The sequence below is a fragment of the Pandoraea soli genome (genome assembly GCF_902459595.1).
GTDB lineage: Bacteria > Pseudomonadota > Gammaproteobacteria > Burkholderiales > Burkholderiaceae > Pandoraea > Pandoraea cepalis.
Map to the genome: position 1 here is coordinate 1 of NZ_CABPSG010000025.1, position 26,478 is coordinate 26,478.

Sequence of the window (26,478 nt, forward strand, 5' to 3'; positions counted from 1 at the left end):
CCCAGGCGCGGATCAGCCAAGTTGACGTAACGGCGCACAAATTCCGGTGCGTTCGGGTCTTGCGGGGCGAGGGCCATACCAACTCCTTGATACTCGGTAATGTCTTAATCTGGACGAATCGGGTTACAACGGACGGAAACCGCTCGGGCCGACACTATCCGCCCAGTCTGCCTAAGGCTCAGTCGCGAACCAGATCCTGCAAGCGGAATCCGGCGATACGGAAGATCTGTCGCAAGCATTCGTCGATCTCGTCCGCCCGGCTGTTTGCAACGCGCGCCGCGAAGTTTTCGATGATGCTGGCACGCGTATGTCCACGCACCGCCAAGATGTACGGGAACCCAAACTTGGCTTTGTACGCATCGTTGAGTTCAGTCAGTCGCGCAAATTCGTCGGCACTGCACTGGTCCAGCCCCGCCCCCGCCTGCTCACGCGTGGACTCGGCCGTCAGTTCGCCACGTACGGCCGCTTTGCCCGCCAATTCCGGGTGAGCACGAATGAGGTCGAGCTGAGGGCCTTCGCCAGCATCAATGACGGCCTGGCACATGGCGTCCTGCAACGCGTCGATACTGGCAAACGGACGGTCGTCCCAAGCCGCTTCGGCCACCCACGGCGAATGCTCGAAGATGCCGTCGAGCGCCGCAACGAACTCGGCACGCGGCAACGCCGACAGTTCGGCAACGGTACGTTGGGTCATAGACAACGGGGCGTTCATTGACTGCTCTCCTGCAGAACAAAGGTGGCGCCCCGCCATGCATTTCGCACAGCCCAATGACGCCTGTCGGATTTAAATTTCTGGCTTTGACCACGCCGGTTCCAGGCGTAGCCACTTCACGCAAATCTGCTCGCTCACGCCGCCACGTACGGATGGCGCGCCTGCCAGTGACGTGCCACGTCGATACGACGACACACCCACACACGATCATGTTTCTCGATGTGATCGAGGAATCGCTGCAACGCCGCAAATCGCCCCGGGCGACCCAACAACCGACAATGCATGCCCACCGACAACATCTTCGGCGCCTCGTCCCCTTCCGCATACAAGACGTCAAACGCATCGCGCAGGTAATGGAAGAAGTGATCCGCCGTATTGAAGCCCTGCGGTGCCGCGAAGCGCATGTCGTTGGAGTCGAGGGTGTAAGGCACGACAAGGTGCGGCTTGACGTCACCCGCCCCGGTCCGCACCTGCGTCCAGAACGGCAGGTCGTCGCCATAGTTGTCGGAGTCGTACACGAACCCGCCCTGCTCGACCACCAGACGCCGCGTATTCGGACTGTCACGGCCGGTGTACCAGCCAAGCGGCGCGCTACCCGTCATGGCCTTGAAGATGTCGACGGCGATGCGCATGTGCTCGCGCTCGGTCGCCTCGTCCATGTTCTGGTAATGAATCCAGCGCCATCCGTGACACGCGATCTCGTGCCCCAATTCCTGAAAAGCCGCAGTCACCTCGGGGTGACGCTGCATGGCCATCGCCACGCCAAACACGGTCAGCGGCAGCCCGCGACGCTCGAATTCACGCAAGATGCGCCACACGCCCGCCCGCGATCCATATTCGTAAATGGACTCCATGCTCATGTGGCGCGCTTCGTATGCCGCCGCCCCAATGATCTCGGACAGGAATTGTTCGGACGCGCGATCACCGTGCAATACACAGTTCTCGCCGCCTTCTTCGTAGTTCAGAACAAACTGGACGGCAATGCGCGCCCGCCCCGGCCAGTCGGCAAACGGTATGTGACGGCCGTAACCGATCAGGTCGCGCGGATAGTCGTTGGAACTTGTAATGTGGCTGGCCATGATGTCCTGGCATTCGGGGAATGGCGAAACGATCGAAGCAGTGTAGCCAAATCCACCCCGCGCAAACATAGCCATATTCGGATATTCAGGCTGCGTTTAAACGTATAGTCGCCCCCACGACATGACTCGCCGTAATCCGCGTCCTCGGCGCACTCGCCCCCGCGCACCCTTCCTGATTGCCAAACCCGCGCAGCAGCAATTGCGCCGAAACACTTGCCAAGCAACACTCAACACACGCTAACCGCATGCAAATTACCTATCAATAAAAAAGCACGCCGGGCCGTCGTATCGACCCGGCGTGCTTCCTCTTACTGTTCTGTTGCTTTGCCGATCGCTCCATCGGTCTTCAGTCGGCAATCACGATGCCAGATAGGGATATCCCGTAAGCGTCAGCGTCACCTGCGATCCCGCCGTCTCCAATCTGGCCTGCCCGCCCACCGGCAAGGTCAGTTTGTCGGGGCAATGACCGAACGGCATATCGGTCACGATCGGAATGCCAATCACCTTGCGCACACTCTCGATCATGGCCGCCATGTCGTAACCGTTGTCGTAGTCGGTCACGCGATACTGCGAGAAGTCCCCCAGCACCAACGCCCGTTGACGCCCCAGAATGCCCGACTGATGCAACTGGTACAGCATTCGCTCGACGCGATACGGCGGCTCGTTCACATCTTCGACGAACAGCACGCCCCCATCGATCTGCGGCAGATACCGCGTGCCGATCAGGCTACAGACCATCGCCAGATTGCCGCCCCACAAGGTGCCGGATACGTCGATGTCGCCGCTCGCGCCGTCCCCTTGCCATTGAACTGCATGACTGCGCGAGCCCAGGACGGATTGGAACTGCGTAAGGGTGAAATCGCTCAACGGATCGGCACCGAAGTCCGCCAGCAGCATCGGCCCGGCAAACGTGGTGAGATGCGCCTGCGCCAACAGTGCCAGTTGCACCGCCGTGAAGTCGCTGTGCCCCATGATGGCAACCGGCGCACCAGACAACCGGCGATGCAATCCTTCGTAGTCGAGTTGTTCGAGAAGATGCACGGCACCGTACCCACCACGCACCGCGAGCACGACCTCGGGCACGGGATGATCACGCCCCGCCAATTGGTTGATTTCGGCAACGCGCTCGGCGTCGGTTCCCGCAAAGCGCAAATACCGGCGCTCGAGCGCCCCCTGATTACTGACGGTGTAGCCGAGTCGTTCCAACGTCTCGATGCCGCGCGAGGCGACCTCAAGGTCGGGCGCATAGCCCGAAGGAGCGATCAGTTCGAGAAGCCTGGTCTGCATCAATTCGAAGATCCCGGTGTAGGAGTTGGCGTCTCGCCAGCCGCCTCGGCAGCCGACAAGCGGCGCGCCTTCGCCGCGGCACGTCGCTCACTGAAGAAGGTCTGGAGAATACCGACGCACTCGTCGCGCATCACACCGCCTAGCACTTCGGCATGATGATTGAGGCGAGGCTCCGCAAATAGGTCGACCACGCTGCCGCAGGCCCCGGTCTTGGGATCGGCAGCCCCATACACCACGCGCTTCACACGCGCATGCATGATCGCACCCGCGCACATGACGCATGGCTCGAGCGTCACATACAGCTCGCACTCCGGCAGACGATAGTTGCCCAGCGCCTTTGCCGCCGCGCGCAGCGCCTGCATTTCGGCATGCGCCGACGGGTCGTGACCGCCCACCGGGCAGTTATGCCCAACGGCGATCACCTGGCCGCCGCAAACGACGACGGCGCCGACCGGCACCTCTCCCTGCACCATCGCGGCGCGGGCCTGCTGCAGCGCCAGGCCCATGTAGGTCTCGTCGGTGGCGGGTAAATCTCGATTCATGAAACGTTGACGAAAAGCCGCCGCGCGTCGCCCGCCCCGTTTCGGACGCGCCCCGCACAGCGCAATTGGCCGCTATCGGCAATGCGCTATTCTCGCACACGCCCCGCCGACGTCACACACCCCACGAGCGCCCCACACAGGCCGGATTCCCACGCACGCAAGCCGTCCCCGCAGACGCGCAAAATTCATGCTTTGAATTCACAAATAATCGCGAATTAAGGTGCCATCTGCTTCGATCGGAGCGGCGACTCAGACGGCCGCGTGCGAGAGGAAGCTGGCGTCGTCGCGCGCCAAGGCCTTGATTTCGTTGCGTGTGGCGAGGATGTGCGCCTCGAGCAGGGATACGACCGCCCCCACGTCGCGACGTCGGCAAGCCGCAAGAATTTCGTAATGATCGTGCTGCGGGTTCTCTTTGCCGGTCGCCTGCGACATCGCCAGATGCGAGTAGCGGTCGGTGTTCAGGCAGTAGGCTTCGACGAGCATCCGCAAACGGCGGTTGTTGGCGGGCGCCGACAGCGCAAGATGGAAACGTCGGTTGTATTCGGCCCATTCCGAGACGGCTTCGGACGCCGAATAGTCCGCCAGAATCTGTTCCATCCCCTGGAAGTCGCGCTCCGCCATGTTGGGCACGGCAAGCTTCGCGGCATGGCATTCGAGCGCAACGCGAATGTCGAGCAACTCGCACAATAGCTCGAGGTTCATGCTCGTCACGGTCGCGCCACGGTTCAGATGGTGGGTAACCAACCCCTCCGCTTCCAATTGCCGCAACGCTTCGCGCACCGGCACCCGGCTTGCGTTGAAGCGCTCGGCCAGGGCTTCCTGACGCAGTTGGTACCCACCCGGGAGCACGCCGCGCAAGATTTCGTCTCGCAGCGTGTCGCGGATGGCCTCATGAAGGGCTTGGGGTCTGGGTGTTCGCATACTTACTTGCCCGCTCGCGCCTCCGCCAGCGCAATAGTCAGGTGCGCTACCTTCTTCTTGAGCGCATCGCGCTCGGCGGTCATGGCTTTGAGTTCCTTTGACAGACGCGTGAGTTCGTCGGTCGGCTCCGCAGTGGTATCCCACGGCGGCGTGCCGTCGTCTTCGTCAGCGATCTCGTCGTCCTTCCTCTTGCGTGGCTTGACCGGACGCGCCTCACGCACCTGACGCGCCAGCTCACGCAACTCCTGCTTGCCAGCGACCACCGCCGCCACCTGTGCCGCCTGCGGCAAGGTCGAGACGGCCGCCGCGGCGTTGATCGACACCTCACCACGCTTGACGGCATCCACCAGCTCCGGCGCCGCCGCCGTGTGGATCTGTTCGATCTGCCCCAGCGTATTGCTCGACAAACGCGCCGCACGCGCCAACGCCGCGCGCGTGAGCGCCATCGTATGCGCAGGGATCGGCCCATTGGCCCCCACTGACTCGGTGGACTCGCCCGGTGAGGCGGCCGACGGCGCCTCGGCTTGCGCCGGAGTCTCGCCGCCCGTCCGGGCCTCGAGAATGGTCTTCTTGCGCAACGCCAGCACACCGCGCTGGTAATCAGACACGCTCCGCCGGCCCAGGTGATTGTCGATCATCCACAGACGTACGTCGTCCATGGACCTGAATGACAGGTTCTGCACGGTACGGAATTCGATGTCGTGCTTGCGGCAAATCGCGTAGCGATTGTGGCCGTCGACCAGCACGTCGCCCCAAAGCACAAGGGCATCACGACATCCCTCGGCAAGCAGGCTCTGTTCGAGCGCTGCATATTCATCAGACGTAAGCGGATCGATGTACGCCTTGAGTTCTTCGTTGATCTGGACTGTCATGGATTTCTGTGACGATGCCGCCGCCCCCCCCTAGCACCGCTGGCTGCGGCACGGCGCGGAACGTCGGCCTGGAAAGTCGTTGCAGGCGGCATTATCGCCTGTCTGGCCGGCTTTGACGAAACGAGCGCCCGACGCCGCCCGTTTGCGCTCAGGACAGCACGCCGTGATCGGTCAGGAACGCCTGAATGCGCAACAGACGCGCCGCCGGATCGATGATGCCCAGCAGGGCCTCTTTCTCGTGCGGCGGCAGCGGCAATAATTCGGCCCATCGATCCGCGACCCACCCGCACTCGTCCAGACGGTACGGCGGTGCGAGCGGCAATTTTGCCGCCCGTGCCGGGTCGCGCTGCAAACCGGCGATCAGCTTGCCCAGTGTGTCGGCACTGATCTGCAAGTTGTCGGGGATGGCGATGTTGACATCGTCCGGCAGCATTTGCGCTTCGCCCGTCCACAGCCCGTACTTTCCCTGCTCGACGCTCGCGAGCTGAAACTTGGTCGTGCCGCGGCACACGAGTTCGAGTAGCGACGGCATGGTCGCGCGCCAGTCGTCGATGCGCGCCATCGTACCGATCATGGCGGGCTCCTCGACGCCGTCGGGCAAGCGCACCTCGCTGCCCTTGCGCAGGACGACCACACCGAATTCGGTGCCGTCGGCGAGACATCGCTTGATCATGTCGAGATAGCGCACCTCGAAGATGCGCAGATGCAACACCCCAGCAGGAAACAGGGCGTTGCCAAGCGGGAAGAGTGGGATCTGGACCATGCCATATGATGACACGAAGTCACTCGAGGTATGTGCCATTGTCTTGCCACGGCGCATAGCGCCCCCCCCGCCCGCAAGCGACGCAACGCGATGACCGTTTGTCGCAATCCCCAGCGGCCGAGCACGCTGCCGGCGCCTCATCGAACAATGGTTCGACAAGCGGGCCGCCCACGTAACACCGGGTTCCCTGGTAGCGAGCCGGTGTGTCATCGGGAATGCGCCGAGATGTTACGCTTTCAGACGCGAATCGTAATGCGGGCTGCCGTTGTGGGCATGCCGGCGTCTCTGGAGGTTATCGGTATGACAGTGGAAAAAGTGGCGTTGATTACGGCGGGCGGCAGTGGCATGGGCGCTGCCGCGGCGCGGCGTCTCGCGGCAGAGGGTTTCAAAGTCGGCATCCTGTCGTCGTCGGGCAAGGGCGAGGCCCTGGCCACCGAGCTGGGTGGCGTGGGCGTGACGGGGTCGAATCAATCGAACGAAGCGCTGGCGACGCTGGTCGAGTTGGCCGTCGAACGCTGGGGACGTATCGATGTGCTGGTCAACAGCGCAGGTCACGGTCCGCGAGCGCCGATTCTGGAGATTTCCGACGACGACTGGCATCGCGGCATGGACACCTATCTGATGAACGTGATACGCCCGACGCGGCTGGTGACACCGATCATGCAGAAGCAAGGTTCGGGCGCGATTATCAATATCTCGACGGCCTGGGCATTCGAGCCCAGCGAAATGTTCCCGACGTCAGCCGTGTTTCGCGCCGGTCTGGCATCGTTCACGAAGCTGTTTGCAGACAAGTACGCGAAGGACAACGTCCGAATGAACAATGTGCTGCCGGGCTGGATCGACAGCCTGCCGCAGCAAGAGACACGCCGTGAAAGCGTGCCGATGCAGCGCTACGGCACGGCGGAAGAGATCGCCGCGACCGTGGCGTTCCTCGCGTCGGACGGCGGTGGGTACATCACCGGCCAGAACATTCGCGTTGATGGCGGACTGACCCGCTCGGTGTGAGCGCCGCGCGCCTGCCTTCACCGGATCAAATCGGTATGGCTGCCTTGACAACGCGACTCGTGGCCCGCCCGCAATCTCAAGCCTGTGCCAGGACCTGCTGGGCAATGACGCTCGTAATACCGGTCTTGTCGTCGCGCGCACGCGCCAGCAGACCAATGCTACGTTGCTCGGTCACGTCGGGCAGCGCGACGACGCGCAGGGTGTCTTCTTGCGCCCATGTGGCGTTGCGCAGCATCGGCACGACGGTGACGCCGAGTCCCTGGCGCACCAGCCCCACAATGCCCTCGATGGAACTCAACTCCAGGAATTCGTTGACCTTGATGCGCTGACGCCGCAAAGCGCGATCGATCAGCGCCCCCGTGCGTTGCGTGTGGTCGAATCGCAGGAAGGGTTCCGTCGCCAGCAGCCGCGCGCTCAACGCCTGCTTCATCCCGGAAGGGGCAAGCATCACCAGAGGCTCGCGATACAGGGGCGTCCAGCGCACCCCCGCGGGCCGACGCCCCGGCGGCTCGACCAGCACCGCGCAGTCAATATCACCGGCGTCTAGCTGGGCCGTCAGTTCCATCGAGCGCGCGGTCACGATCGAGACCTCCAGGCCCGGGCGCGCCTGCTTGATCTGCAGCACGGCGGGCGCCAACGCGCTCACCGCAGACTCGATCGCACCAATCGCGACAGGGCCGACGGGCGACTCGATGCCGGACGCCAATATGCGCATGTTCTGGTATTGCGCCAGCAACAACTGCGCGTGCGGCAGCAACGCGCGACCCATGGCGTTGAGTGCAATCGAACGCCCCACCCGATGGAATATTGCGTGACCGAACTCCTCTTCCAGCGCGCGCATTTGCATGCTCACCGCCGACTGCGTCATCGCCAGACGTTCGGCCGCCGAAGCGAACGAGCCGTACCGCGCCACCGCTATGAAAGTGCGCATGAATCGCAGGTTGCTCACGGGTTTCCTCGCAGGTCGTGTCGAGATCCCGTCGACCGCGAATTCATCAAAATATTTGCGATGACGGATCACAAATTCTAGCTTTTATTGCTTTTTTTACACAAGCAGAATCAGCCGGAGCAAGTAAATCCGGCTTGCCACGGTCAAACTTCGAAACAGGAGCCTCTCCATGGAAGTTTCAGTTGAGCGCGACAGCGCCGCTACCCCGACAGCCCCGGAACGATCGGGCAAACGTATCGACGTAGGCGTCATTGCGGTATCTACGATAGGCAATGCGCTCGAATGGTTCGATTTCACGGTCTTCACGTTTTTCGCGGCCAACATCGCCCGCCAGTTCTTTCCCAGCGATAACCCGACCGCCGCCTTGCTCGCCACCTGGACGACGTTTGGCGTGGGGTTCCTCACGCGGCCGCTGGGCGGCATTGTTTTGGGTAACGTCGCCGACAGGCATGGCCGCAAGTCGGCCCTGCTGCTGACCATCTCCGTCATGGCGGTCGGTGTCGCCGTCATCGCCTTTGCGCCAACCTATGCGTCAATCGGCATGGCCGCACCGGTACTGATGTTGATCGGCCGTTTCCTGCAAGGCTTTTCCGCCGGCGGCGAAGTGGGCAGCGCCACCGCCTTCCTGGTCGAGCATGCCCCTGTCGAACGACGCGGCGTGTACGGCAGCTTCCAGATGATCGCGCAGGCCTGCAGCATGTTGCTCGGGGCCATTGTATCGGTGGGCATCACGCAAACCCTGACACCGGAGCAGATCGACGCATTCGGATGGCGCATTCCCTTCGCGATCGGCCTGCTGATCGTGCCGGTCGGCCTGTATGTGCGCTCGCGCCTGGACGAATCCCCGGTGTTCAAGCACGCCACCCAGCATGCCGAGCCCCGTCGCTCGCCTTTCATCGAATCGGTGACCACACACTGGCGACAGGTGCTGGCCGGCTTCGGCCTGACGGTGTACGGCACCATTGGCACGTACATCTTTTATTACTACATGCCGAGTTACGCCACGAAATCGCTGGGCATTCCGTTCAAGAGCAGCGTGATCGCGTCGTTGTGCGCAGCCGTCGCGTACATCGTGGGTACGTTTGCATCGGGCCGGATTTCAGATGTCATCGGCCGCAAGAAGCCGATGGTAGCGTCCGGCGTGATCAGCCTGGTCATCACGTATCCGCTGTTCCTGGCCGTGAGTCACACACCGACCCTGCCGATGCTGATCTTCGTGCAGTGCTGCCTGATGCTCTCGCTGGGCCTGTTCCAGGGCTCGTATTGCGCCTTCGTCTGTGAACTCTTCCCGTCGCGGGTACGCGCCACGTCGATGGCGATTGGCTACAACTTCGCGGTCATGATCTTCGGCGGCTTCGCCGGCGCCATTGCCACGCTTCTCATCAGTTGGACGGGGGACAAGCTCGCTGTCGTGTACTACGGAATGTTCGGCGCGGCGGTGGGCCTCATCACGATCCTGATGCTGCAAGACCGCTCGCGCATGCCGCTGCAGTAACGATTCGCGCATCGCTCCCCATGCGCGGGACATCGTCTCGCGCATGTCTAACTCACTTCACTCCCACAACACGCCCCATGGCCAATGTCGCGCCCCGGCTTTCTTGACGATCGCCGGCGGCGGCGCCATCGGGGCCTCCATGGAGAACCCACTTACATGTCCATCATTCCCGAAATCGCTGAACGCACCACCGAGTTGCAGGCCATTCGCCGCGACCTCCACGCCCACCCGGAACTGCGTTACGAGGAAGCGCGAACGTCCGACATCGTTGCGCGTCTGCTCGAATCCTGGGGTATCGAGGTCACCCGCGGCCTCGGCAAGACCGGGGTCGTCGGCGTGTTGCGCAACGGCACCGGCAAGAAGACCATCGGTTTGCGTGCCGACATGGATGCCCTGCCCATCCAGGAACTCAACAGCTTCGCCCACGCCTCGCAATATGCCGGCAAGATGCATGCGTGCGGTCACGATGGACATACCGCCATGCTACTGGGCGCTGCGCAGCACCTTGCCATGCATCGCACGTTCGACGGCACCATCGTGTTCATCTTCCAGCCCGCGGAAGAAGGCGGCGGCGGCGCCAAGGCCATGCTTCAGGACGGCCTGTTCGAGCGATTCCCGGTCGACGCGGTGTTCGCGCTGCACAACTGGCCGGGACTCGCCGCCGGCAGTTTCGGTGCGCGCGTGGGTGCGACGCAGGCGTCGAGCAATGAGTTCCGGATCGTCGTCAAGGGGACGGGGGCGCACGCCGCCATGCCGCACGATGGCATTGACCCTGTCTTGACGGCCATGCAGATCGGTACCGGCCTGCAGAGCATCATGACGCGCAACAAGCGACCGATCGATGCTGCCGTGCTGTCCATCACACAGATGCAGGCGGGTGAAGCGATCAACGTTATCCCCAACACCGCCACGCTGGCCGGCACCGTGCGTACGTTCTCCATCGACGTGCTCGATCTGGTGGAGACTCGCATGCGCGAGTTCTGCACATCCACGGCTGCCGCCTACGGCTGTACGGCGGAATTCACATTCGTGCGCAATTACCCGCCGACCGTCAACACGGCGACCGAAACGCAGTTCGCCGTCGATGTCATGCGAGAGATCGTCGGGCGCGACCACGTTGTCTACCCGATCGACCCGACCATGGGGGCGGAGGACTTTTCATTCTTCCTGCAGGAGCGTCCGGGGTGCTACGCGTATATCGGCAACGGACTGGGCGATCACCGCGCACACGGACACGGGCTCGGCCCGTGCATGCTGCACAACACGAGCTATGACTTCAACGACGACGTGCTGACGCTGGGCGCCACATATTGGGTTCGTCTGGCTGAAGCCTTCCTGGTCGCGTAACGCATCATGGCCAACGAGTTCTTTTCCGCGACCTATGCCCAGGCACGCGCGCGCTTTGCCGCCGCTGCGCGGGCCGCCGGGGTCGCCGTAACGAGCCATCTCATTCCCGGCATCGCGGGGCGTGAAGGCGAGGAACTGGCGACCGACGTTGTGCGGCTCGGGGCACCGCGCACCCGTCGGCTATTGATCCTGACGTCGGGCACCCATGGCGTGGAGGGCTTTTGCGGCAGTGCGGCGCAAATAGCACTGCTGGGCGATGCAGGGCTACAGGCACGCCTGGCGGTGGCTGATGTGGCGATCCTTGTCGTGCATGCCATCAATCCTTACGGCTTCTCGTGGCTGTCGCGAACCAACGAGGACAACGTGGACTTGAACCGCAACAGCATCGACTTCACGCAACCGCTGCCGGCCAACGATGCCTATGCCGATCTGCACGCCTTGCTGGTGCCACCGACGTGGCCGCCGTCTGACGACAATGTCGCGGCGATCACGCACCATATCGCCGCGCACGGTGAACCCGCGTATCAGCGGGCGCTGACCCTTGGGCAATATCGATTTGCAGATGGGTTGTTCTACGGCGGGCGTGCTCCGGTGGCGAGCACCCGACTGATGGGCGCGCTAATTCACGACCATGCGCAGGCGTGCGACGCGGTGGGGTGGATCGACTTTCATACTGGGCTCGGTCCACCCGGTCATGGAGAGAAGATCAGCGTGGGACGCGTCGACACTGCCGAACTCAGGCGCGCGCGCGCCTGGTGGGGCGCCGATTTGGCCAGCCCGGTCGACGGCACGACGGTGGCATCCAACGTTGGCGGGCCATTGCTCGACACGTTGCGGTTTGCTTGTCCGGATGCGCAAGTGACCGCCATGGCCATCGAATTTGGCACGGTACCGCTCATCGACATGCTGCACATGCTGCGGGCGGATGCCTGGCTGCGCCAGCATCCGGACGCGCCGGCGGCGCAGGCGGCGGCGATTCGAGCTGCGGTGCGCGCGGCGTTCTGCTTCGAGGACCCGATTTGGCAAGGGCAGATTCTGGGCCAGGCGCGTGTGGCAATCCTGCAAGCCGTAACGGGGTTGGGGCGCGGCGCTGTCGACCAGGGTCCGAGGCGGGCCAGCTCCAACCAGTGAAATGCACCAGCCTCCCCGAAGTAAAAATGCCGTTCAGTGCGCTGACTGAACGGCATCTTCCAGCATACGAAACGTTAAGCCTCTTTCGCGCACGCAGAAGTGCTGTAGTCGATCAATGCGATTGATTGGCGACCACGGGCACCGTTTCGATTGTCACTCGGCGGTCAACTGCGAGGCATTGCAAGGCGGCCGTCGAACGTCCGTCGGGACATCCCGCAGACACCGGATTCGCACTTCCCATACCGATGGCATCAATCCGACGGGCATCGATGCCTCGGCTGGCGAAATAGTCGCGAACGGTCTGGGCTCGATGAAGCGACAATTGCTGGTTGTAGGCTTCCGATCCAATTCGGTCGGTGTATCCCGCGACCTTGATTCGCTCACCGTTCGCCACGTTATCGCTAAGCGAGGCCGCAATGCTGTCAAGTTTGGCGCGACCTTCCGGCCGCAAATCGCTGAGCGCGAATTTGTTGAATCCGAACAGCAACGACGCATCGAGCGTGATCCGCTTGACCGGCGCCGGCGTCGCAGCCGCCACAGGGGTTGGATTCACATACTTCTCGCATTCCGGTTCCTTCCAATACGTCGCCTTGACCAACCGATTTTCATCGTACTGGACTTGGTACTGGCAGGAGATGAAGTCGTTTCCGTGTCCCGTCCGGAAGTCAAAGATGTAGTTCCACACGCGCACGCCAATCACGCCTTCATCGAAGTGCGGCTCTTTCAGGAGTGCGTAAACTTGCGTCTTATTCAACCCGGGAGCCATCTGCCGCAGATTTTCGACGTTGACAAAAGTCCCTTCTTTCAGCCATGCGCGGTCTCGGTCGGGGAATGCAACGCCCCCATCCGGGCCGGTCGTTGGCACGGTGCCACAACCCGCCAGGCAAGCGCCGATACCGACAATTGCGCCAAACTTGCTAAATTTCATCAGTATTCACCATCAAATAGGGGCGACAGTGCCTTGCGGCACACAACCGCGCCGTGTCCTTACCATTGGAAGCCCGCGCCAATTGCGGCCCCCGTGCCGCCTCGGGTGCTGGTCGTCAACGAGCCCTTGTAGACCCATCTGCCGTTCTCCGAGATTGTCGACAGACCGACCGCGATACCTTGCTGACCTTGCCACGTCGACGCCGCGACCGAGACCATGCTCTTGCCCGGCGCCGTCGGTTGCGGCAAGCCGGCCACCGCCATCGCTGCGGCGACGCCTGCGTTCAGATCACGCCTCAGGTTGTTAACCTGCTGATCCGTGTACTGGTTCGCTTGCGCCACGCCTGCGTTCAACTGATTAAGGTTGACGGCGTCGGTGCCGTTCACACCCGGCGCCACGTTGCTAATGGTGCGTTCGTTGCCGGGTGAGCCCACCGATACCGTATTCGGCGCATCTGCGACCGAATTTGCGCCCAGCGCCACCGAATTCGCACCGCTTGCGTTTGCGCCGTCGCCAATCGCCGTGCTTCCGTTGCCGGAGGCAACGCTCCCGCTGCCCACAGCGGTCGACCCCGTACCGCTGGCCGTCGGCGCGGTGTACGTGACTGGATTACCCGCGACCCACTCATTACCGTTCGAGACCGATCCCCCGCTTGAGACCGGAGCCCCTGTCGAATTCGAAATCTCATTGCTGAGCGTCGTACTCATCAAGCCGATGGCGCCCTCGAGCTGGGACAAGTTCACCGCATCGGTCGGTTGTGTGCCTGGGGCGACGTTCGTAATCTGACGCAGGCCACCGAGCGTGCCGACCGATACCGCGCCGTAAAGCGTCGCAAAGCTGGTTCCGGTGATCGGATCCACGTACGTTCCGGCCGAACGCGTGGCGACGGATCCGGCGCCTAAGGCGACACCCCCGGATGTCGAAACGCTAGCGCCCGAACCGATCGCAAGCGAACTCCCGCCCGTGGCGGTTGCGCTGGTGCCGATCGCGACATCGTTAGCCACGGTCGAATCGCCGCTCACGCCCGCCACTGCTCCGGCCCCCTGAGCGATTGAGGTATTGCCGTTTGCAACGGCCGACGGGCCAACCGCAACGCTATCGGTGCCCACCGCCGCGGAATCCGGCGCCGTGGAATTCGCATGGAAATATTTGATACCGCCGCCGTTCACGGCGTTGTTCACCGTATTCTCCACGGCATAAAGCTGACTACCGTTCACCGCGTCAGTCGAGGTCGACGAGACAGCATAGTCTCCAGTGTCAAGTGCAACACCGCGAAGGATGTAGGGTGTTGCGATGAAGAAGAACTACAGGCATTTGAGCGCGGAGGAATGCGCGGTAATCATGATTGAACATACGAAGGACACGAGTGCGACTTCAAAGGTGACACGGGAACTCAAGCGCAACTGCGAGGCGGCGTCGGCCCACTATGACGCCACGCGCGCGGCCTGTGCATACCGGACGCGGCGTGAACACTGCGTGCGTCGGCGAAGGTTGATGTCCGGCAGCCAGCTTTATCAGCACATACATAACCGGCGGGTCTACTGGCGCTGGTCGCGGCAGCAGATTGCTGCCAGACTTCGTCGGATGTACCCCGACGACCCCGACCATAGCATCAGCCACGAAACGATTTACGCCGCGATCTATGCTCATCCGCGCGGCGAGCGTTCACACGTCAGATGAAGAAGCTGCCGGCATTTCTGCGTGAGAGCCTGACGTACGATCGGGGCACGGAAATGACCTGTCATGTCGAACTGACCAACCGGTTGAATCTCGATATCTGGTTTGCCGATCCGTGCGCGCCCTGGCAGCGCGGCAGCAACGAGAACACCAACGGCTTGCTGCGTCAGTTCTTGCCAAAGGGCATGGATCTCTCAAACGTCAGCCAGCCCCAGCTCAACGACATTGCCAAATTGCTCAATGGACGCCCGCGTCAGACGCTCGGCTGGGACACGCCCGAGGAAGCAATGGCCAAGTAATTGGGAACGGCCGGATTAGCTCAACGTTGCACTTGACTCTTGAGACCGCCCTGTGAGCCTGTTTGGCCCGGCCGTCCAACTTTTGGGTCCGTGAAACGCAAGAGGCGCAAGGCATTGAGCACCACCAAGACCGTGGCACCCTCGTGAATCAACACGGCCACACCCATGCTCGCCCGTCCAAACAACGTGGCTGGGATGAGCAGCGCCACGACCCCAAATGCCGCCCAGAGATTTTGTTGGATGATGCTGTGCGAGGCACGGCTCAGGGCAATCGCAAACGGTAGCCTCGACAGGTCATCCCCCATCAGGGCCACATCGGCGGTTTCCAGCGCCACGTCAGTGCCCGCGCCGCCCATGGCAATGCCGATGGTGGCGCGCGCCATCGCGGGCGCGTCATTCACGCCGTCCCCGACCATGGCCACTTGCTGGTGGTCACGCATCAGGTCGTCGATGACCTTGAGCTTGTCCTCGGGCAACAGGCCCGCGCGCACATCGGTGATGCCGACGGATGCCGCAATGGCCTTGGCGACCGGCTCGTTGTCCCCCGTCAGCATGACGGTCTGGCGAACGCCCAAGGATGCCAGCTGGGCGAACACCTCGCGCATGCCGGGGCGCGGGGTGTCCGCCAAAGCGAGCAAACCCACAAAGGTGCCCTCACGTCGCACCAGCATGGTGGTCTTGCCAAGTGCTTCCAGGCCGAGCGCTTGCTGGTGAACGGAATCGGGCACTCCGTCGGCGTCAAACAAGCGCAGGTTACCGATGCTCACCCGCCCACCCGACACCATCGCGCGCATGCCTTTTCCGGTGATGGATTGCACCTCGCTGGCCTCCGGCCATGCCAACTGCCGTGAGCGCGCAGCCTGCACCACAGCCTGAGCCAACGGATGCCCGCTGCGGCTTTCGATGCTCGCGGCCAGGGTCAGCAAATCAGCTTGGCTGCCATCGAGCGCGATCACATCGGTGACGCTGGGTTTGCCCGTCGTGATCGTGCCAGTCTTGTCAAACGCCATGACCGACAAGGTGCGCAGGTTCTCCAGGTGCATGCCGCCCTTGATCAGCACACCGCCTCGTGCAGCTCGGGCCACACCAGCCAGCACGGCCGAAGGTGTGGCAATGGCCAGGGCACAAGGCGAGGCGGCCACCAGCACGGCCATGGCTCTGTAGAACGATTCGGCGAAGGGCATGCCCAGCAAGGGCGGGATCACGATCAGTGCCGCCCCCCCCATCAGGACCATCGGCACAAAGATCTTCTCGAACCGGGAGACGAAGCGCTGGGTCGGCGACTTCTCGGTTTGCGCCTCGGCCACCATGTGCACCATGCGCGCCAGTGAGCTGTCCTTGGCCAGCTTGGTCACCTCGACGCGCAGCAAACCCTCACCGTTCACCGTTCCGGCAAACACCAGGGAATCGACCACCTTGTCCACCGGCATAGACTCGCCGGTGATGGCCGCCTGATTGACGGCCGAGATGCCTTCCAGCACTTTGCCGTCTGCCGCGATGCGCTGGCCGGGCTTGACCAGCACCTGGTCACCCCGCTGCAGGTCTTCGACGGGCAGCTCCAGCTCTATGCCATCACGCAAAACCAGGGCCGTCTTGGGCGCCAGGTTGGCCAGTGCCTCCATGGCATGGCGGGCGCGGTCCATGGCCAGGTGCTCCAAGGCATGGCCCAGGCTGAACAGCACCAGCAGCAGCGCCCCTTCCGCCCATTGACCCAACGCCGCCGCGCCCATGGCCGCCACGATCATTAGCACATCAATGTCCAGCACCCGCTCTCGGATGCTTTGCCAGGCGTCGCGCATGGCGTAGTAACCGCCAATCACCATCGATGTGCCCATCAACCCGGCAGACACGAGTGGGACGACCCCGCCCCGCCGTATGCCCACAAGCCATCCGGCCAGCAGCAGCGTGCCAGCGATGGCGCAGACGATCAACTCCCGGTATCGCTCAAACCAAGTTTCGTCGTGCTCAGGCTCCCGCACGCTGTACCCCAGTGACTGGAGGCGCTGCACGATGGCTTGCCGAGACACGCGCTGGGTGTCGTACTCCAGACGCATGTTCTCGGTCGCGTAACTGACGGCGGCTTCCTCGACGCCTTCCAGACGCTGCAAGGCGTGCTCGATCACGGTTGCGCAGGTAGCGCAGTCCATGCCGTCGATGCGCATCAGCTCATGCTGATACCTCGCGCTGAGTTGGGCGCCGGCTGCCTGCGCCATGTCCCGCACCCGAGGCGGACTGACGGTCGTAGGGTCGTAGTGAAGGCACAGGAGGGGCTTGCTATCCTGCTGGGTCACATGCACCTTCTCCAGCCCTTGCGCCTGCAACACATCGGTCAATCGCTGAATACAGGCATCCCGTTCGTCCGGCACGCCGGGCAAGACGAGCGCCAACTGCAGCGAGAGTTTGTCGGTCATCCCATTTCCCGTGTGTTTTGGTCCTTCGTGCCCACATCCGTTGCGACCGAGTATGACGCACGCGGGCGGTGATCAGTCGGTTTGACGGGCTCTGCATCTTGCTCAAGCAAGGCTTCCCCCCAATGCGCTCAGAACGTCCAAGCGGCGATTCAGTTCTGTTTCGCAAGCCCAAACGGCGATGTGTTTGGCGTACCCCATGCACATGACTGTTCTCCGGTGAAAGTGGATGTCAGTCAAGAAGACACACGAAGGCGCGAAAGGATGCATGCCAGACCTTCTGATTGCACCCAGCAGATCTGGCACGCGTTGCTCCGAGGCGCTTGTGCACCTGTGTGAATCACGCGCTCAGGATTGCAGCCAACTGGTCCACCCTTTCGCACCAGTCGGCGCCCTCTTGCATCGCTTCACGCAAGAACTGCGCTTGACTGGGCGTCCAAAATGGGGCTTCGGGCAAAGCAACGCCCCCAGGCAAGGGCCTGTGCGTGCGGATGAAGGCATCTATGGCGCCCGCATCCGACGGCAGCCGCAACTGAGCAAACAGATCCGACAGATGATGAATGGGCGACTCCATGCTCAAGCTCCTTAGATCACTTCAAGTGCCAGTGCGATACCTTGACCACCGCCGATGCACAAAGTCACCACGCCACGCTTGAGGCCATCACGCTTCATCGAATGCAGCAGGCGGGTGGTGAGCACCGCGCCGCTGGCACCAATCGGGTGGCCGTGAGCGATGGCGCCCCCCTCGACGTTGACGATGTCCTCGGGCAGGCCCAGCTCGCGCAGGCAAGCCAGGGCAATGGCGGCAAAGGCCTCGTTGATTTCGACGCGCTGGACGTCCGCAACCGCCCACTCGGCTCGGCTCAGCGCTTGGCGTACGGCAGGCACGGGCCCCAGGCCGAACATACCGGGCGCCACCGCGCCCACGCCGTAACTCACCAGGCGCGCCACGGGCTTCAAGCCATGGCTTTCGGCCCAGTTCCGCTCGGCCACGATCATGGCCGCAGCCCCGGTGTTGAGGCCCGGCGCGTTGCCCGCCGTGATGGTGCCTTCCTTGCGGAAAGCGGGCTTGAGCTTGGCCAGGGACTCGGCGGTGGTCTCTGGGCGGTTGTGTTCGTCACGGTCAAACAGCGTGGGGCCCTTGCGGCCAGGCACCTCAACGGTCACGATCTCGGCATCGAACTTGCCATTGGCTTGCGCTGCCGAGAACCGCTGCTGAGAGCGTAAGGCCCAACGGTCCTGGTCTTCCCGGCTTATGTTTTTGAGCGCCACCAGGTCTTCAGTGTGCCAGCCGGAATGCTTGCCGCTGAAGGCATCATTCAGGCCGTCGTACAACATGCTGTCGAACAGTGTGGCGTCGCCCATGCGCGCGCCCCAACGGCCCTGCGGCAGCAAGTAGGGTGCACGGTCCATGTTTTCCATACCGCCTGCCATGGTGATCTGGCTCATGCCAGACCAGATCTCCAGTGCCGCACTGACAATGGCCTGGGCACCGGAGCCACAGACCCGGTTCACGGTCATCGCAGGTACCTCGACGGGCAGAGCAGCACCGATGCCTGCTTGTCGAGCAGGGTTCATTTTCACGCCCGCCTGGATGACATTGCCCATGATGAGCGACTCGATCTTGTCGGCGGGTAGGCCCGAGCGTTTGAGGCTCTCCCGGATAACGACTGCGCCGAGATCAGGGGCCGCTACATCCTTGAGGGCCCCACCATAGGTACCGATGGCGGTGCGCACGGGGTTGCAAATCACAACTTCAGCTTGGCTCATGTTCACTCCTTGAGTAGTCAAACACCAAAAGAATCGATGCGGATGCGGGCACTATCGACGCGCGCCGTCTCCAACACTCGGGTCACCTCTCGCAGCATCACGGGCGGGCCGGCGACATAGACATCTCGCTCGCCGAACAAATCGGGGTACTGCATCAACGTAGATGGACCAGGGCTGGCGCGTCCTCATATCGCAAGCCATACGCATCCAAAGAATTGGAGGTGTCCAGCGTCAGCGCCCTTCCCATAGCATGCGCGGCGCATTGCACGCGCTTTTGCATGCGCTGCACGGCCTCGCCATGACCCACCACGGCCAAAACCAGGGGATGTGCCGGTACAGACGTTGGCATGATCGATTTGAGCACTGTGCCCAGGGATATGGCCAACACCTCCCCTTCAGCAAAGGCTCTCCAGGCTCCATCGGTCAAGGCGATCGCGTGCGCCCGTCCACCGCCTGCAGCCGACGGTCACCATGGGCAAACAGAACCTCACTGTCCGCGTAGAAGAAATTGGCAGGCCCAAGCTAACGCAGCGCGCTTGCAAAGGCCGAGATCACACTCATCCGCGCATCCAGCGTAGGCACCTCGGTCGTGGCCCACAGTTCGTGGCTGCACTACCATCTCCCGCACAAACGGCTGAGTGTTGGCCAGCGCCACTTCTTCCATCGTCGCGTGCCGGATGTGCGAGATGGCCAGCGTCGTGCTGGGCCCCTGGCTTTGCAAAAAATCGACCACGGCACTGCCACTGGCGGGAGCAGGCTCGCGAAACAGTGCCACATCGCGCCCCGCGTAGAACGCCGCGCCCCATCCATCTCGGCTGCCATGCAGCGAGTGCCGGGTCAAGGCCTGAAGTGAAAACGTCAGGTGGCTTGGTCGCGAACTGGACATGGCCAGGCGTTCACACATGGCTTTTTCCTAAGGAACGATGACGACAGGTGCAAACCCACCACCTGGCGTGCGGAAGTTGGTCGTCTGCCCCGTGTACATGCGTGCGGCCAGGAGTTGCACCAGCCCCGCGTAAGCGTAGGCCCGAATGTCGAACTTGAGGTCGCTCTGCACGCCGTCCAGCTCGATCAGGCGCTCGCTGGGCGGCACCATCGCCTGCGCCACGAAGCCGCCCTCGGTGATGTCCTTCCAGACGCGGCGGGTCAGCTTGTCGCCTCGGTAGACGGCCTTTCCGCCGTAGCCTGATTCGGGCTTGAAGAACCACTGGCGGCGCTGCGCCCAGAGTTCATCAGACCGATCCGGCGGGACCTGCACGGTTTGGGGCACCACCGCAGCCAGCAGCGCACGATCAGCTTCACTCACGCCCCAGGATGCCAGCAACGTGGCATCGCTGAGGGCGACCAGGTTGCGCTTCTCTGCGTGCAAGGCGTGAGCACGCGGGTGCGGGCTCATCACCACGGCACCCGCTTCGTAGGCGCTTTTCAAGGCGCCGTGCGCTGGCTCGGCCAAGTAGAAATCGGTAAGCCGGTTGTAGACCATGCTGACCGAGTTGCCATCAACCAGCAATTGGCCGCCACGCCATTCAAGGGCTTCGGGTGCCACGATGCGGGCGTCCAGGCCGCGTTGTCGCAGCATCTGGCGGCACAACTCGAACTCGGGCGCCAGGTACTGGGCAGCGGGATCATCGTCCACAATGGCCACCAGGTCCATGGGTGCGTCGCCCCGCTGGCGGCGCCATTCGCGGGTGAACATTTCAAAGAATGCGTCTTCCAGACCGGCCAGCGTGGGGTCAGGCTTGAGCGCCCAGTTCATGGCTTCGCAGCAAGATTGCTGGGCGCGGGCCAGCGATGCATTGAGCAAGGCGCCACCGGCATTGGTGTTGATCTCGATGAGCCTGGGCCCTTGTGCGTCCAGGTGGAAGTCATAGCCCATGAACATGCCCAGGGGGCCGAACTCATGCCGGGCGATGGCTGGTGCACGCGCCAGCGCCTGGGCCTGGTAAGCCGGTAGCGCCATGACGCGCTCCAGCACCTGCACCGCCAGCCGCATCTGGTCCACAACCGACTGGGCCAGAAAGACCACGGTGGACGAAAACAGATGCGGGCGTGTGCGCGCGATGTCTTGCGCCATGCCCGCTAAGCTGGCGTCTGTCTCCAGTTGGCGCTGCAACTTCTCGGCGCTGAGCGTGCGGCAATAGCAGCCCAGGTTGAGGGCTTCGGCGGTGGTCAGGGGCAGCGCAACAGTGTTCATCATTCGACGCTCATGTCGTGGTCGGGTCTTTGCGGCGCAACTCACCCGACAGTTCGGTGCCCGGTGCCACGACGTTGAACGCCGTTCCGTACTTCTTCACGTTTTCGTGCAGCAAGGCCAGCCTGCGATCGGGCTCATCTGTATCGACCACGATCTCGTAGGTGATCGATTCCATTCTGGGCGGCACGTCCTGACGCACACCGTGCACACGCACCTCAACACCCCACCGTTCAAACTTCAGGGTGGGCATGACCCGCTCGATGCTCTTGAGCATGCAAGCGGACACAACTGCCAGCAACAACTCTGTCGGGTTGAAAGCCTGGGGGTTGCCAGCCGAGTCGGTGTCCAGTGAAATGGTGACTTGCTTGCACTGCGCCTGACTGGCATGCGCACTCAGCTGCATCGACACCACGTCAAACGTGAGCTTGTTCGTGGCCGGGGGGACTCATGCGAACCACTGCGCAATCTTCTCGCGGCTGGGCACACCACCGGCATGCACCACCTTGCCATCGATGACCACGCCTGGGGTGGACATGACGCCGTAGCCGATGATGGCCTGCATGTCCTGCACCTTTTCCATCTTGACCTCCACGCCCTTTTCCTGGGCGATTTGTTCGATCAGCGCGATGGTGGTCTTGCAGTTCGCACAGCCGGAGCCCAGAACCTTGATATCTTTCATGGTGTTGTCCTTGAGGATGGCGGTTCACAGAACCAGGTTGAATACATAGCCCACCAGCAAGATGCCAAAGGCGACGATGCCCGCGAAAGTGGCAATCAGGCGAGGCTTGAGGGCCTTGCGCAAAATGATCATTTCAGGCGCGGACAAAGCGATCACGCTCATCATGAAGGCCAGCACGGTGCCCAGTGCAGCCCCCTTACCGATCAGCGCTTCGACGATGGGGATGACGCCCGCTGCGTTCGTGTACATGGGCACGCCCAGCAAGACCGCGGCCGGCACCGACCACCAGGCCTCGCGCCCCATGATGGAGGCCATGAAATCTTCAGGCACATAGCCGTGGATGCCAGCGCCCAGCGCGATGCCCACGATCACATAGGGCCAGACCTTGCCCACAATCTCGCGCACGTGCCCCCAGCCCGCCTCGAAACGTTGCACCCAGTTCAGGCGTTCTTCCTGCACGTGAACGGCTTCGCCTCGTGCGATGGCCTGCACCCAGTCCTCCAGGTGGTTTTCCATGTGCAGGCGACCAATCACCAGGCCTGAGACGATGGCCACCAGCAAGCCCATTCCCAGGTAAAGCCCCGCCACCTTCCAGCCGAACATGCCGAACAAGAGCGCCAGGGCCACCTCGTTGACCATGGGCGCAGAGATCAGGAACGAGAAGGTGATGCCCAGCGGCACGCCCGCCGAGAGCAAGCCAATGAACAAGGGCACGGCCGAGCATGAACAGAACGGGGTGACGATGCCCAACAGGGCCGCCAGCACATTGCCGACCCCCGTTCGCTTGCCCGCCAGCAAGGCGCGGGTGCGCTCCGGCGAAAAGAAGGTCTGCACGATGCCCATGACGAACACGATGCCCGTCAACAGGAGCAAGACCTTGGGCGTGTCAAAAAAGAAGAAATGCAGGGCCTCGCCCAGGGCGCTCTGGCGTGTCAGCCCGGTCAGGCTCAAGACCGTGTCGGCGAAGTCCGTGAGGTGTTCGTAGGCCCAAAACCAAACGGGGGTCACCAGGGCCAGGCCCGCCAGCCAACGGATCAAGGGCGTAGCCTGGGGCCCGGGGGATGCAGTGGTGTTCATGGCAGCAGTGTGCTCTTCTAGGTCATCAAGTCAAGCCTGTCGGTCAAGAAGACGCAACTGCGGTCAAAAAGATGCAGGCGTGCAGCGGCAAGATTCAGGTGCGCGGCACAAAACGCCACACTTGCCCTTGCGGATCCAGCGTCACCTGGCAGGATTGGGTCAACTGCGCCCTCAAATGCCACTTGATCGCAGCATTTGCCGTCCAAGCCGCCAGTTGCGAGTATCCGGCTGACCTCCCCCCAAAAAACGGTAGCACCTGAAACTAGAGATTTCTGGCAAATTTGAAGCCCTGACGGGCAGTCCATCCCATTAACTGGAAGAAAAAGTACGGCGACCTCGGCGTTTCCGAGCTGCGGCGGCTGAAACAGCTGGAAGAGGAAAACGCACGGTTCAAGCGCATGGTGGCCGACCTCAGTCTGGACAAGCAGATGCTGCAGGAGGTGGTGCAAAAAAAGCTGTGAAGCCGGCCCGTAAGCGCGAGCTGGCTGACTTTTTGATGCAGGCGTATCGGGTGAGCATTCGGCGCGCGACGGCGGTGCTGCAATTGCGTCAGGCCACGTATTTTTATCAACCTCACCCGCGCGATGACCGTGCTGAGCGGCGGCGTATCCGGGAGATCGCCCAGACGCGAATACGTTCTGGCGCGGAGCGCATTCATGTCCTGCTGCGACGCGAAGGCTGGCTGATCAATCACAAGAAGACGTACCGGATCTACTGCGAGGAAGGGCTGAATCTGCGGTGTACGCGACCACGCCGTCGTGTTGCCGCAGCACGTCACATGGAGCGCCCTGAAATCTCTACCGTGAATGCCTGTTGGAGCATGGATTTCGTGGCCGATCAGCTGTTCAACGGGCAGAAAATCCGAGCCTTAACTGTGGTCGATAATTTTAGTCGGGAGAGCTTGGCGATCACTGTCGATTACGCCTTGAAGGCGGTAGATGTGGTGGCCACGATGGGGCATCTGAAAGCGCTGCGCGGTACACCGAAACGCATACAGGTCGATAACGGAAGCGAATTCATTTTGCATGCGCTAGATCACTGGGCGTATGAAAATGGCGTAACCTTGGATTTCTATCGGCCAGGCAAACCCACGCAAAATCCGTTCATCGAGTCGTTCAATGGCAGTTTCCGGGATGAATGCCTGAACGTGCATTGGTTCCTGTCATTGGACGACGCTCGTGAAAAGATCGAGGGCTGGCGACAGGACTACAACGACTTCAGACCGCATAGCTCGCTAGGCGATTTGACTCCGGGCGAGTTCCGACTCGCACACCTTGACGCCGGAAATCTCTAGGTCAAGGTGCTCGGTTAAGCGGGGGGAGGTCATCATTTCCGCCCGCGCTGCTGCATCGCTACAAGCTCTAAAATGGAAAGCGGCCTGGCAATCGCCAAGCCGTTTCTTGTCCAAATTCTGTCCAAATTTGAGCCTAGACAGCGGACGAACTGAACCGGTACCCCGGTCACGCATTACCGTAACATCAACGATTCAGGCGACCTCGCCGGCGATCTAATTCATTGATTTAGCGGGAGTTTTACTCCCACTCGATTGTTGATAGTTGGCTGATATCCTTGTCTGGAGCGGGTTTCATCGTGGTTAGAAAGTTCGATGCCATGAAAAATACCATGTTCAGAAAAATTTTTATCTTGGTGTCCGTTTCTCGCACTGGTGGTGCGATTTTTGGGGCATTGGAATCTTGCAACCACCGCTATCATTGAGCGTGACCTGTTCAATTCGGCACACAACGTATGCACCGTTCGATGGTCTCGGCAGTGTCGAGACCATCCAGTCACAACAACTTTCCCACGACTGGAACAGTATTGTCCGTCGAAAACCGCGCAGGGCAAAGTAACCATTAGGTTGCATTTTCCGCGTTACCGTTGCTGGCTGAGCTCACTGCTTCGATCGCTGCCAGTTGGGTATCGCTCAGTCTGTATCGGCGCTTGATGTCCCCAGCGAGACTCCGGGCAGCATCACGGCACTCCGGCAAGGAAGTCATCACCTGGGCCAGAAGTATCTGGAAATCAGGATTGTCGGGATTTGATCGAGCGAGGTTATCGGCCAAGCCAAGAGCCTCCTGGTAGCGGTCGAGCCGCAAGAAGCAGCCACATCGATGTCTACGTGATTGATCATGATGAGCTGTCTGAATAATTCCATCGCAGGTCATCACGATCAAGTCTTTGACTTGAACCCCCAAGTTGCTGTCCTTCAGCTCATCGTAAAGATAAAGGCAGATACCGGCGTAATCGTGGGCATCGGCCAGACGGCGCACCATCTCGGAGATGCGTGCGGCCTCTTCTGCTGGAGCCAAACTGCGGACTAGCGCAACGATGTCAGTTTGCAGATTGGCATAGTCCTTCTCAAACGGCTTCATGACGGTCGCGATCCGCTGATCGCAGAACTGGCTGGCCAAGAAAATTTCCGTTATCAGCTTGGCCTCTAGCCCAAGCCCACGGGTTAAGCGTTCAAGCACATCGGAAAAGGCTTCCGTTGGTGGCCTTCGATTAATTCGGGCTATCCCCTCCGTACGAACGAAAATCCGCAGCAAGGCTATCCGTGTATATACGGCCAATGGTGTCGCGGCACTCATGCCGGCCGTGAGGTAAGCGCGCACCCGAAGGTTGCCCCAATTTGCGAGATCACCAAGACAGAAGGCGATAGCCGACATGTGGGAACTCGATCCCGGATTGCGTGCGAAACGCATCAGTATCTCGGTCAACTCGTCCGGAGCCCCATTAGAGCACTGACGAGTAAGTTCCAGAATGCCGCACATCCGATTCGAATTTGTCTCAGATTCGAGTTTTCTCAAGATGAAGCAATGGGCTTGGCGTAGTCGGTGCGTCTCGCACCGCTCCCCGCCTCCGGGAAGCAACTCGACGACCTGATATTCTTCAACGATAGGGGAATGAAGGAAGGCCTGCCAGAAGGCCGAACGTGCACGCCCTCGTGTTCCAGATTCGCCGGTCAACCACTCTTCCAGCTTCGCAGAATACGCTTCGTCGGAATCTTCCATTCGATCTGGTTGAGGAATAACCCTTCCAGGTTGCTCACGGTCGCTGAAGGATACCGCGTTGGTACCTTTTCCAGACCCGAGCACACCATTGATAATTTGCCCGTCGGCCAGATAAGAACGCAAGAACAAGACATCACGACAAACCTTTTCGAAGACTTGCCTCAGCTTGTCATAGATACCCAGTCCTGCCTCAAAATCAATATCATCAAGGCGCTGTAGGAGACTTTCAAGCGTGGCGTTAACGTTCCCGTCAAGGGGGGCTGTCATTAATTTCGTGTTTGAGGCATAACATGTCGCCAAGGAGTGACGATGCCTCGCAAACCGAAAACCCC

22 protein-coding genes and 3 pseudogenes are annotated in these 26,478 nt (G+C 61.6%); 6 read left to right on the forward strand and 19 right to left on the reverse strand.

What is annotated here, in order from left to right; translation table 11 throughout:
* Positions 1-178: 178 nt before the first annotated feature.
* The 7 genes from uraD to PSO31014_RS21635 all read right to left on the reverse strand — a co-directional run bounded on the left by uraD (position 179) and on the right by PSO31014_RS21635 (position 6,176).
* Complete coding sequence (gene uraD, locus PSO31014_RS21605) at positions 179-700, reverse strand: 2-oxo-4-hydroxy-4-carboxy-5-ureidoimidazoline decarboxylase (RefSeq protein ID WP_425494900.1); 522 nt, start codon at positions 698-700, stop codon at positions 179-181.
* 146 nt (positions 701-846) lie between these two features.
* The gene (gene puuE, locus PSO31014_RS21610; protein WP_150553497.1) at positions 847-1,791 is read right to left on the reverse strand and encodes an allantoinase PuuE; all 945 of its coding nucleotides are present in this window, start codon (positions 1,789-1,791) and stop codon (positions 847-849) included.
* A 357-nt stretch (positions 1,792-2,148) separates the two neighbouring features.
* Positions 2,149-3,081 carry a muramoyltetrapeptide carboxypeptidase gene (gene ldcA / locus PSO31014_RS21615; protein ID WP_150553498.1) on the reverse strand — a complete coding sequence of 311 codons (933 nt, stop codon included), beginning with the start codon at positions 3,079-3,081 and terminating at the stop codon, positions 2,149-2,151.
* The gene (gene tadA, locus PSO31014_RS21620; protein ID WP_150553499.1) at positions 3,078-3,620 is read right to left on the reverse strand and encodes a tRNA adenosine(34) deaminase TadA; all 543 of its coding nucleotides are present in this window, start codon (positions 3,618-3,620) and stop codon (positions 3,078-3,080) included. Before tadA ends, ldcA begins: the two co-directional genes overlap by 4 nt.
* 249 nt (positions 3,621-3,869) lie before the next feature.
* Complete coding sequence (locus PSO31014_RS21625) at positions 3,870-4,541, reverse strand: GntR family transcriptional regulator (protein ID WP_246176970.1); 672 nt, start codon at positions 4,539-4,541, stop codon at positions 3,870-3,872.
* 2 nt (positions 4,542-4,543) lie between these two features.
* A complete protein-coding gene (locus PSO31014_RS21630; RefSeq protein ID WP_150553500.1) occupies positions 4,544-5,413 on the reverse strand; it encodes a ParB N-terminal domain-containing protein in 870 nt (289 codons plus the stop codon).
* Between the two features lie 148 nt (positions 5,414-5,561).
* Positions 5,562-6,176 (reverse strand): LON peptidase substrate-binding domain-containing protein, encoded by a 615-nt coding sequence (locus tag PSO31014_RS21635; RefSeq protein WP_174976618.1) that lies wholly within the window; start codon positions 6,174-6,176, stop codon positions 5,562-5,564.
* Positions 6,177-6,476: 300 nt separating this feature from the next.
* Between PSO31014_RS21635 and PSO31014_RS21640 the strand changes: the two genes are divergently transcribed.
* The gene (locus tag PSO31014_RS21640; protein WP_150553502.1) at positions 6,477-7,181 is read left to right on the forward strand and encodes an SDR family oxidoreductase; all 705 of its coding nucleotides are present in this window, start codon (positions 6,477-6,479) and stop codon (positions 7,179-7,181) included.
* Between the two features lie 76 nt (positions 7,182-7,257).
* On the opposite strand, the gene PSO31014_RS21645 is transcribed toward PSO31014_RS21640, so the two are convergent.
* Complete coding sequence (locus PSO31014_RS21645) at positions 7,258-8,112, reverse strand: LysR family transcriptional regulator (RefSeq protein WP_246176971.1); 855 nt, start codon at positions 8,110-8,112, stop codon at positions 7,258-7,260.
* Between the two features lie 187 nt (positions 8,113-8,299).
* On the opposite strand from PSO31014_RS21645, the gene PSO31014_RS21650 reads away from it, so the two are divergent.
* The 3 genes from PSO31014_RS21650 (at position 8,300) to PSO31014_RS21660 (ending at position 12,103) form a co-directional block, all read left to right on the forward strand.
* On the forward strand, positions 8,300-9,625 hold the full coding sequence (locus PSO31014_RS21650) for an MFS transporter (RefSeq protein WP_150553504.1): 1,326 nt from the start codon (positions 8,300-8,302) through the stop codon (positions 9,623-9,625).
* 156 nt (positions 9,626-9,781) lie between these two features.
* On the forward strand, positions 9,782-10,972 hold the full coding sequence (locus PSO31014_RS21655; protein ID WP_150553505.1) for a M20 aminoacylase family protein: 1,191 nt from the start codon (positions 9,782-9,784) through the stop codon (positions 10,970-10,972).
* Between the two features lie 6 nt (positions 10,973-10,978).
* Positions 10,979-12,103 carry a M14 family metallopeptidase gene (locus tag PSO31014_RS21660; RefSeq protein WP_150553506.1) on the forward strand — a complete coding sequence of 375 codons (1,125 nt, stop codon included), beginning with the start codon at positions 10,979-10,981 and terminating at the stop codon, positions 12,101-12,103.
* A gap of 112 nt (positions 12,104-12,215) precedes the next feature.
* On the opposite strand, the gene PSO31014_RS21665 is transcribed toward PSO31014_RS21660, so the two are convergent.
* Both PSO31014_RS21665 and PSO31014_RS21670 read right to left on the reverse strand, forming a co-directional pair.
* Positions 12,216-13,031, reverse strand: coding sequence for an OmpA family protein (locus tag PSO31014_RS21665; protein ID WP_150553507.1), 816 nt, complete (start codon positions 13,029-13,031; stop codon positions 12,216-12,218).
* Between the two features lie 59 nt (positions 13,032-13,090).
* Positions 13,091-14,272 (reverse strand): annotated as a pseudogene (locus PSO31014_RS21670) (YadA family autotransporter adhesin); the annotation flags it as partial.
* A gap of 52 nt (positions 14,273-14,324) precedes the next feature.
* Here PSO31014_RS21670 and PSO31014_RS22980 point away from each other — a divergent pair.
* Positions 14,325-15,007: pseudogene (locus PSO31014_RS22980) on the forward strand (IS30 family transposase).
* Positions 15,008-15,027: 20 nt separating this feature from the next.
* Here PSO31014_RS22980 and PSO31014_RS21680 read toward each other — a convergent pair.
* The 8 genes from PSO31014_RS21680 to PSO31014_RS21715 all read right to left on the reverse strand — a co-directional run bounded on the left by PSO31014_RS21680 (position 15,028) and on the right by PSO31014_RS21715 (position 23,096).
* The gene (locus tag PSO31014_RS21680; RefSeq protein WP_150553509.1) at positions 15,028-17,418 is read right to left on the reverse strand and encodes a heavy metal translocating P-type ATPase; all 2,391 of its coding nucleotides are present in this window, start codon (positions 17,416-17,418) and stop codon (positions 15,028-15,030) included.
* A gap of 337 nt (positions 17,419-17,755) precedes the next feature.
* Positions 17,756-17,989: a DUF2789 domain-containing protein gene (locus PSO31014_RS21685; RefSeq protein WP_150553510.1), complete on the reverse strand. Its 234-nt coding sequence runs from the start codon at positions 17,987-17,989 to the stop codon at positions 17,756-17,758.
* Positions 17,990-18,000: 11 nt separating this feature from the next.
* Positions 18,001-19,185 carry a thiolase family protein gene (locus tag PSO31014_RS21690; RefSeq protein WP_150553511.1) on the reverse strand — a complete coding sequence of 395 codons (1,185 nt, stop codon included), beginning with the start codon at positions 19,183-19,185 and terminating at the stop codon, positions 18,001-18,003.
* A gap of 487 nt (positions 19,186-19,672) precedes the next feature.
* Positions 19,673-20,089 (reverse strand): class II glutamine amidotransferase, encoded by a 417-nt coding sequence (locus PSO31014_RS22790; RefSeq protein ID WP_246176974.1) that lies wholly within the window; start codon positions 20,087-20,089, stop codon positions 19,673-19,675.
* Positions 20,090-20,098: 9 nt separating this feature from the next.
* Complete coding sequence (locus tag PSO31014_RS21700) at positions 20,099-21,382, reverse strand: hypothetical protein (RefSeq protein WP_150553512.1); 1,284 nt, start codon at positions 21,380-21,382, stop codon at positions 20,099-20,101.
* 7 nt (positions 21,383-21,389) lie between these two features.
* Positions 21,390-21,782 (reverse strand): OsmC family protein, encoded by a 393-nt coding sequence (locus tag PSO31014_RS21705; RefSeq protein WP_150553513.1) that lies wholly within the window; start codon positions 21,780-21,782, stop codon positions 21,390-21,392.
* A gap of 42 nt (positions 21,783-21,824) precedes the next feature.
* Complete coding sequence (locus tag PSO31014_RS21710) at positions 21,825-22,058, reverse strand: thioredoxin family protein (RefSeq protein ID WP_150553514.1); 234 nt, start codon at positions 22,056-22,058, stop codon at positions 21,825-21,827.
* A gap of 24 nt (positions 22,059-22,082) precedes the next feature.
* Positions 22,083-23,096, reverse strand: coding sequence for a permease (locus tag PSO31014_RS21715; protein WP_246176975.1), 1,014 nt, complete (start codon positions 23,094-23,096; stop codon positions 22,083-22,085).
* 350 nt (positions 23,097-23,446) lie between these two features.
* Between PSO31014_RS21715 and PSO31014_RS21720 the strand changes: the two are divergent.
* A pseudogene (locus tag PSO31014_RS21720) lies at positions 23,447-24,429 on the forward strand (IS3 family transposase); the annotation flags it as partial.
* Between the two features lie 559 nt (positions 24,430-24,988).
* Here the strand turns inward: PSO31014_RS21720 and PSO31014_RS21725 are convergent.
* A complete protein-coding gene (locus PSO31014_RS21725) occupies positions 24,989-26,413 on the reverse strand; it encodes a hypothetical protein (protein ID WP_150553517.1) in 1,425 nt (474 codons plus the stop codon).
* Between the last annotated feature and the right edge of the window lie 65 nt (positions 26,414-26,478).

Coding starts and splice junctions, on each gene's coding strand:
- puuE (WP_150553497.1), bottom strand. CDS start 1,791: ATGGCCAGCCACATTACAAGTTCCAACGACTATCCGCGCGACCTGATC.
- PSO31014_RS21625 (WP_246176970.1), bottom strand. CDS start 4,541: ATGCGAACACCCAGACCCCAAGCCCTTCATGAGGCCATCCGCGACACG.
- PSO31014_RS21655 (WP_150553505.1), top strand. CDS start 9,782: ATGTCCATCATTCCCGAAATCGCTGAACGCACCACCGAGTTGCAGGCC.
- PSO31014_RS21665 (WP_150553507.1), bottom strand. CDS start 13,031: ATGAAATTTAGCAAGTTTGGCGCAATTGTCGGTATCGGCGCTTGCCTG.
- PSO31014_RS21710 (WP_150553514.1), bottom strand. CDS start 22,058: ATGAAAGATATCAAGGTTCTGGGCTCCGGCTGTGCGAACTGCAAGACC.
- PSO31014_RS21690 (WP_150553511.1), bottom strand. CDS start 19,185: ATGAGCCAAGCTGAAGTTGTGATTTGCAACCCCGTGCGCACCGCCATC.
- PSO31014_RS21630 (WP_150553500.1), bottom strand. CDS start 5,413: ATGACAGTCCAGATCAACGAAGAACTCAAGGCGTACATCGATCCGCTT.
- PSO31014_RS21685 (WP_150553510.1), bottom strand. CDS start 17,989: ATGGAGTCGCCCATTCATCATCTGTCGGATCTGTTTGCTCAGTTGCGG.
- PSO31014_RS21635 (WP_174976618.1), bottom strand. CDS start 6,176: ATGGTCCAGATCCCACTCTTCCCGCTTGGCAACGCCCTGTTTCCTGCT.
- PSO31014_RS21700 (WP_150553512.1), bottom strand. CDS start 21,382: ATGATGAACACTGTTGCGCTGCCCCTGACCACCGCCGAAGCCCTCAAC.
- PSO31014_RS21725 (WP_150553517.1), bottom strand. CDS start 26,413: ATGACAGCCCCCCTTGACGGGAACGTTAACGCCACGCTTGAAAGTCTC.
- PSO31014_RS21660 (WP_150553506.1), top strand. CDS start 10,979: ATGGCCAACGAGTTCTTTTCCGCGACCTATGCCCAGGCACGCGCGCGC.
- PSO31014_RS21640 (WP_150553502.1), top strand. CDS start 6,477: ATGACAGTGGAAAAAGTGGCGTTGATTACGGCGGGCGGCAGTGGCATG.
- PSO31014_RS21645 (WP_246176971.1), bottom strand. CDS start 8,112: ATGCGCACTTTCATAGCGGTGGCGCGGTACGGCTCGTTCGCTTCGGCG.
- PSO31014_RS21680 (WP_150553509.1), bottom strand. CDS start 17,418: ATGACCGACAAACTCTCGCTGCAGTTGGCGCTCGTCTTGCCCGGCGTG.
- PSO31014_RS21650 (WP_150553504.1), top strand. CDS start 8,300: ATGGAAGTTTCAGTTGAGCGCGACAGCGCCGCTACCCCGACAGCCCCG.
- tadA (WP_150553499.1), bottom strand. CDS start 3,620: ATGAATCGAGATTTACCCGCCACCGACGAGACCTACATGGGCCTGGCG.
- PSO31014_RS21705 (WP_150553513.1), bottom strand. CDS start 21,782: ATGCAGCTGAGTGCGCATGCCAGTCAGGCGCAGTGCAAGCAAGTCACC.
- PSO31014_RS22790 (WP_246176974.1), bottom strand. CDS start 20,089: ATGTGTGAACGCCTGGCCATGTCCAGTTCGCGACCAAGCCACCTGACG.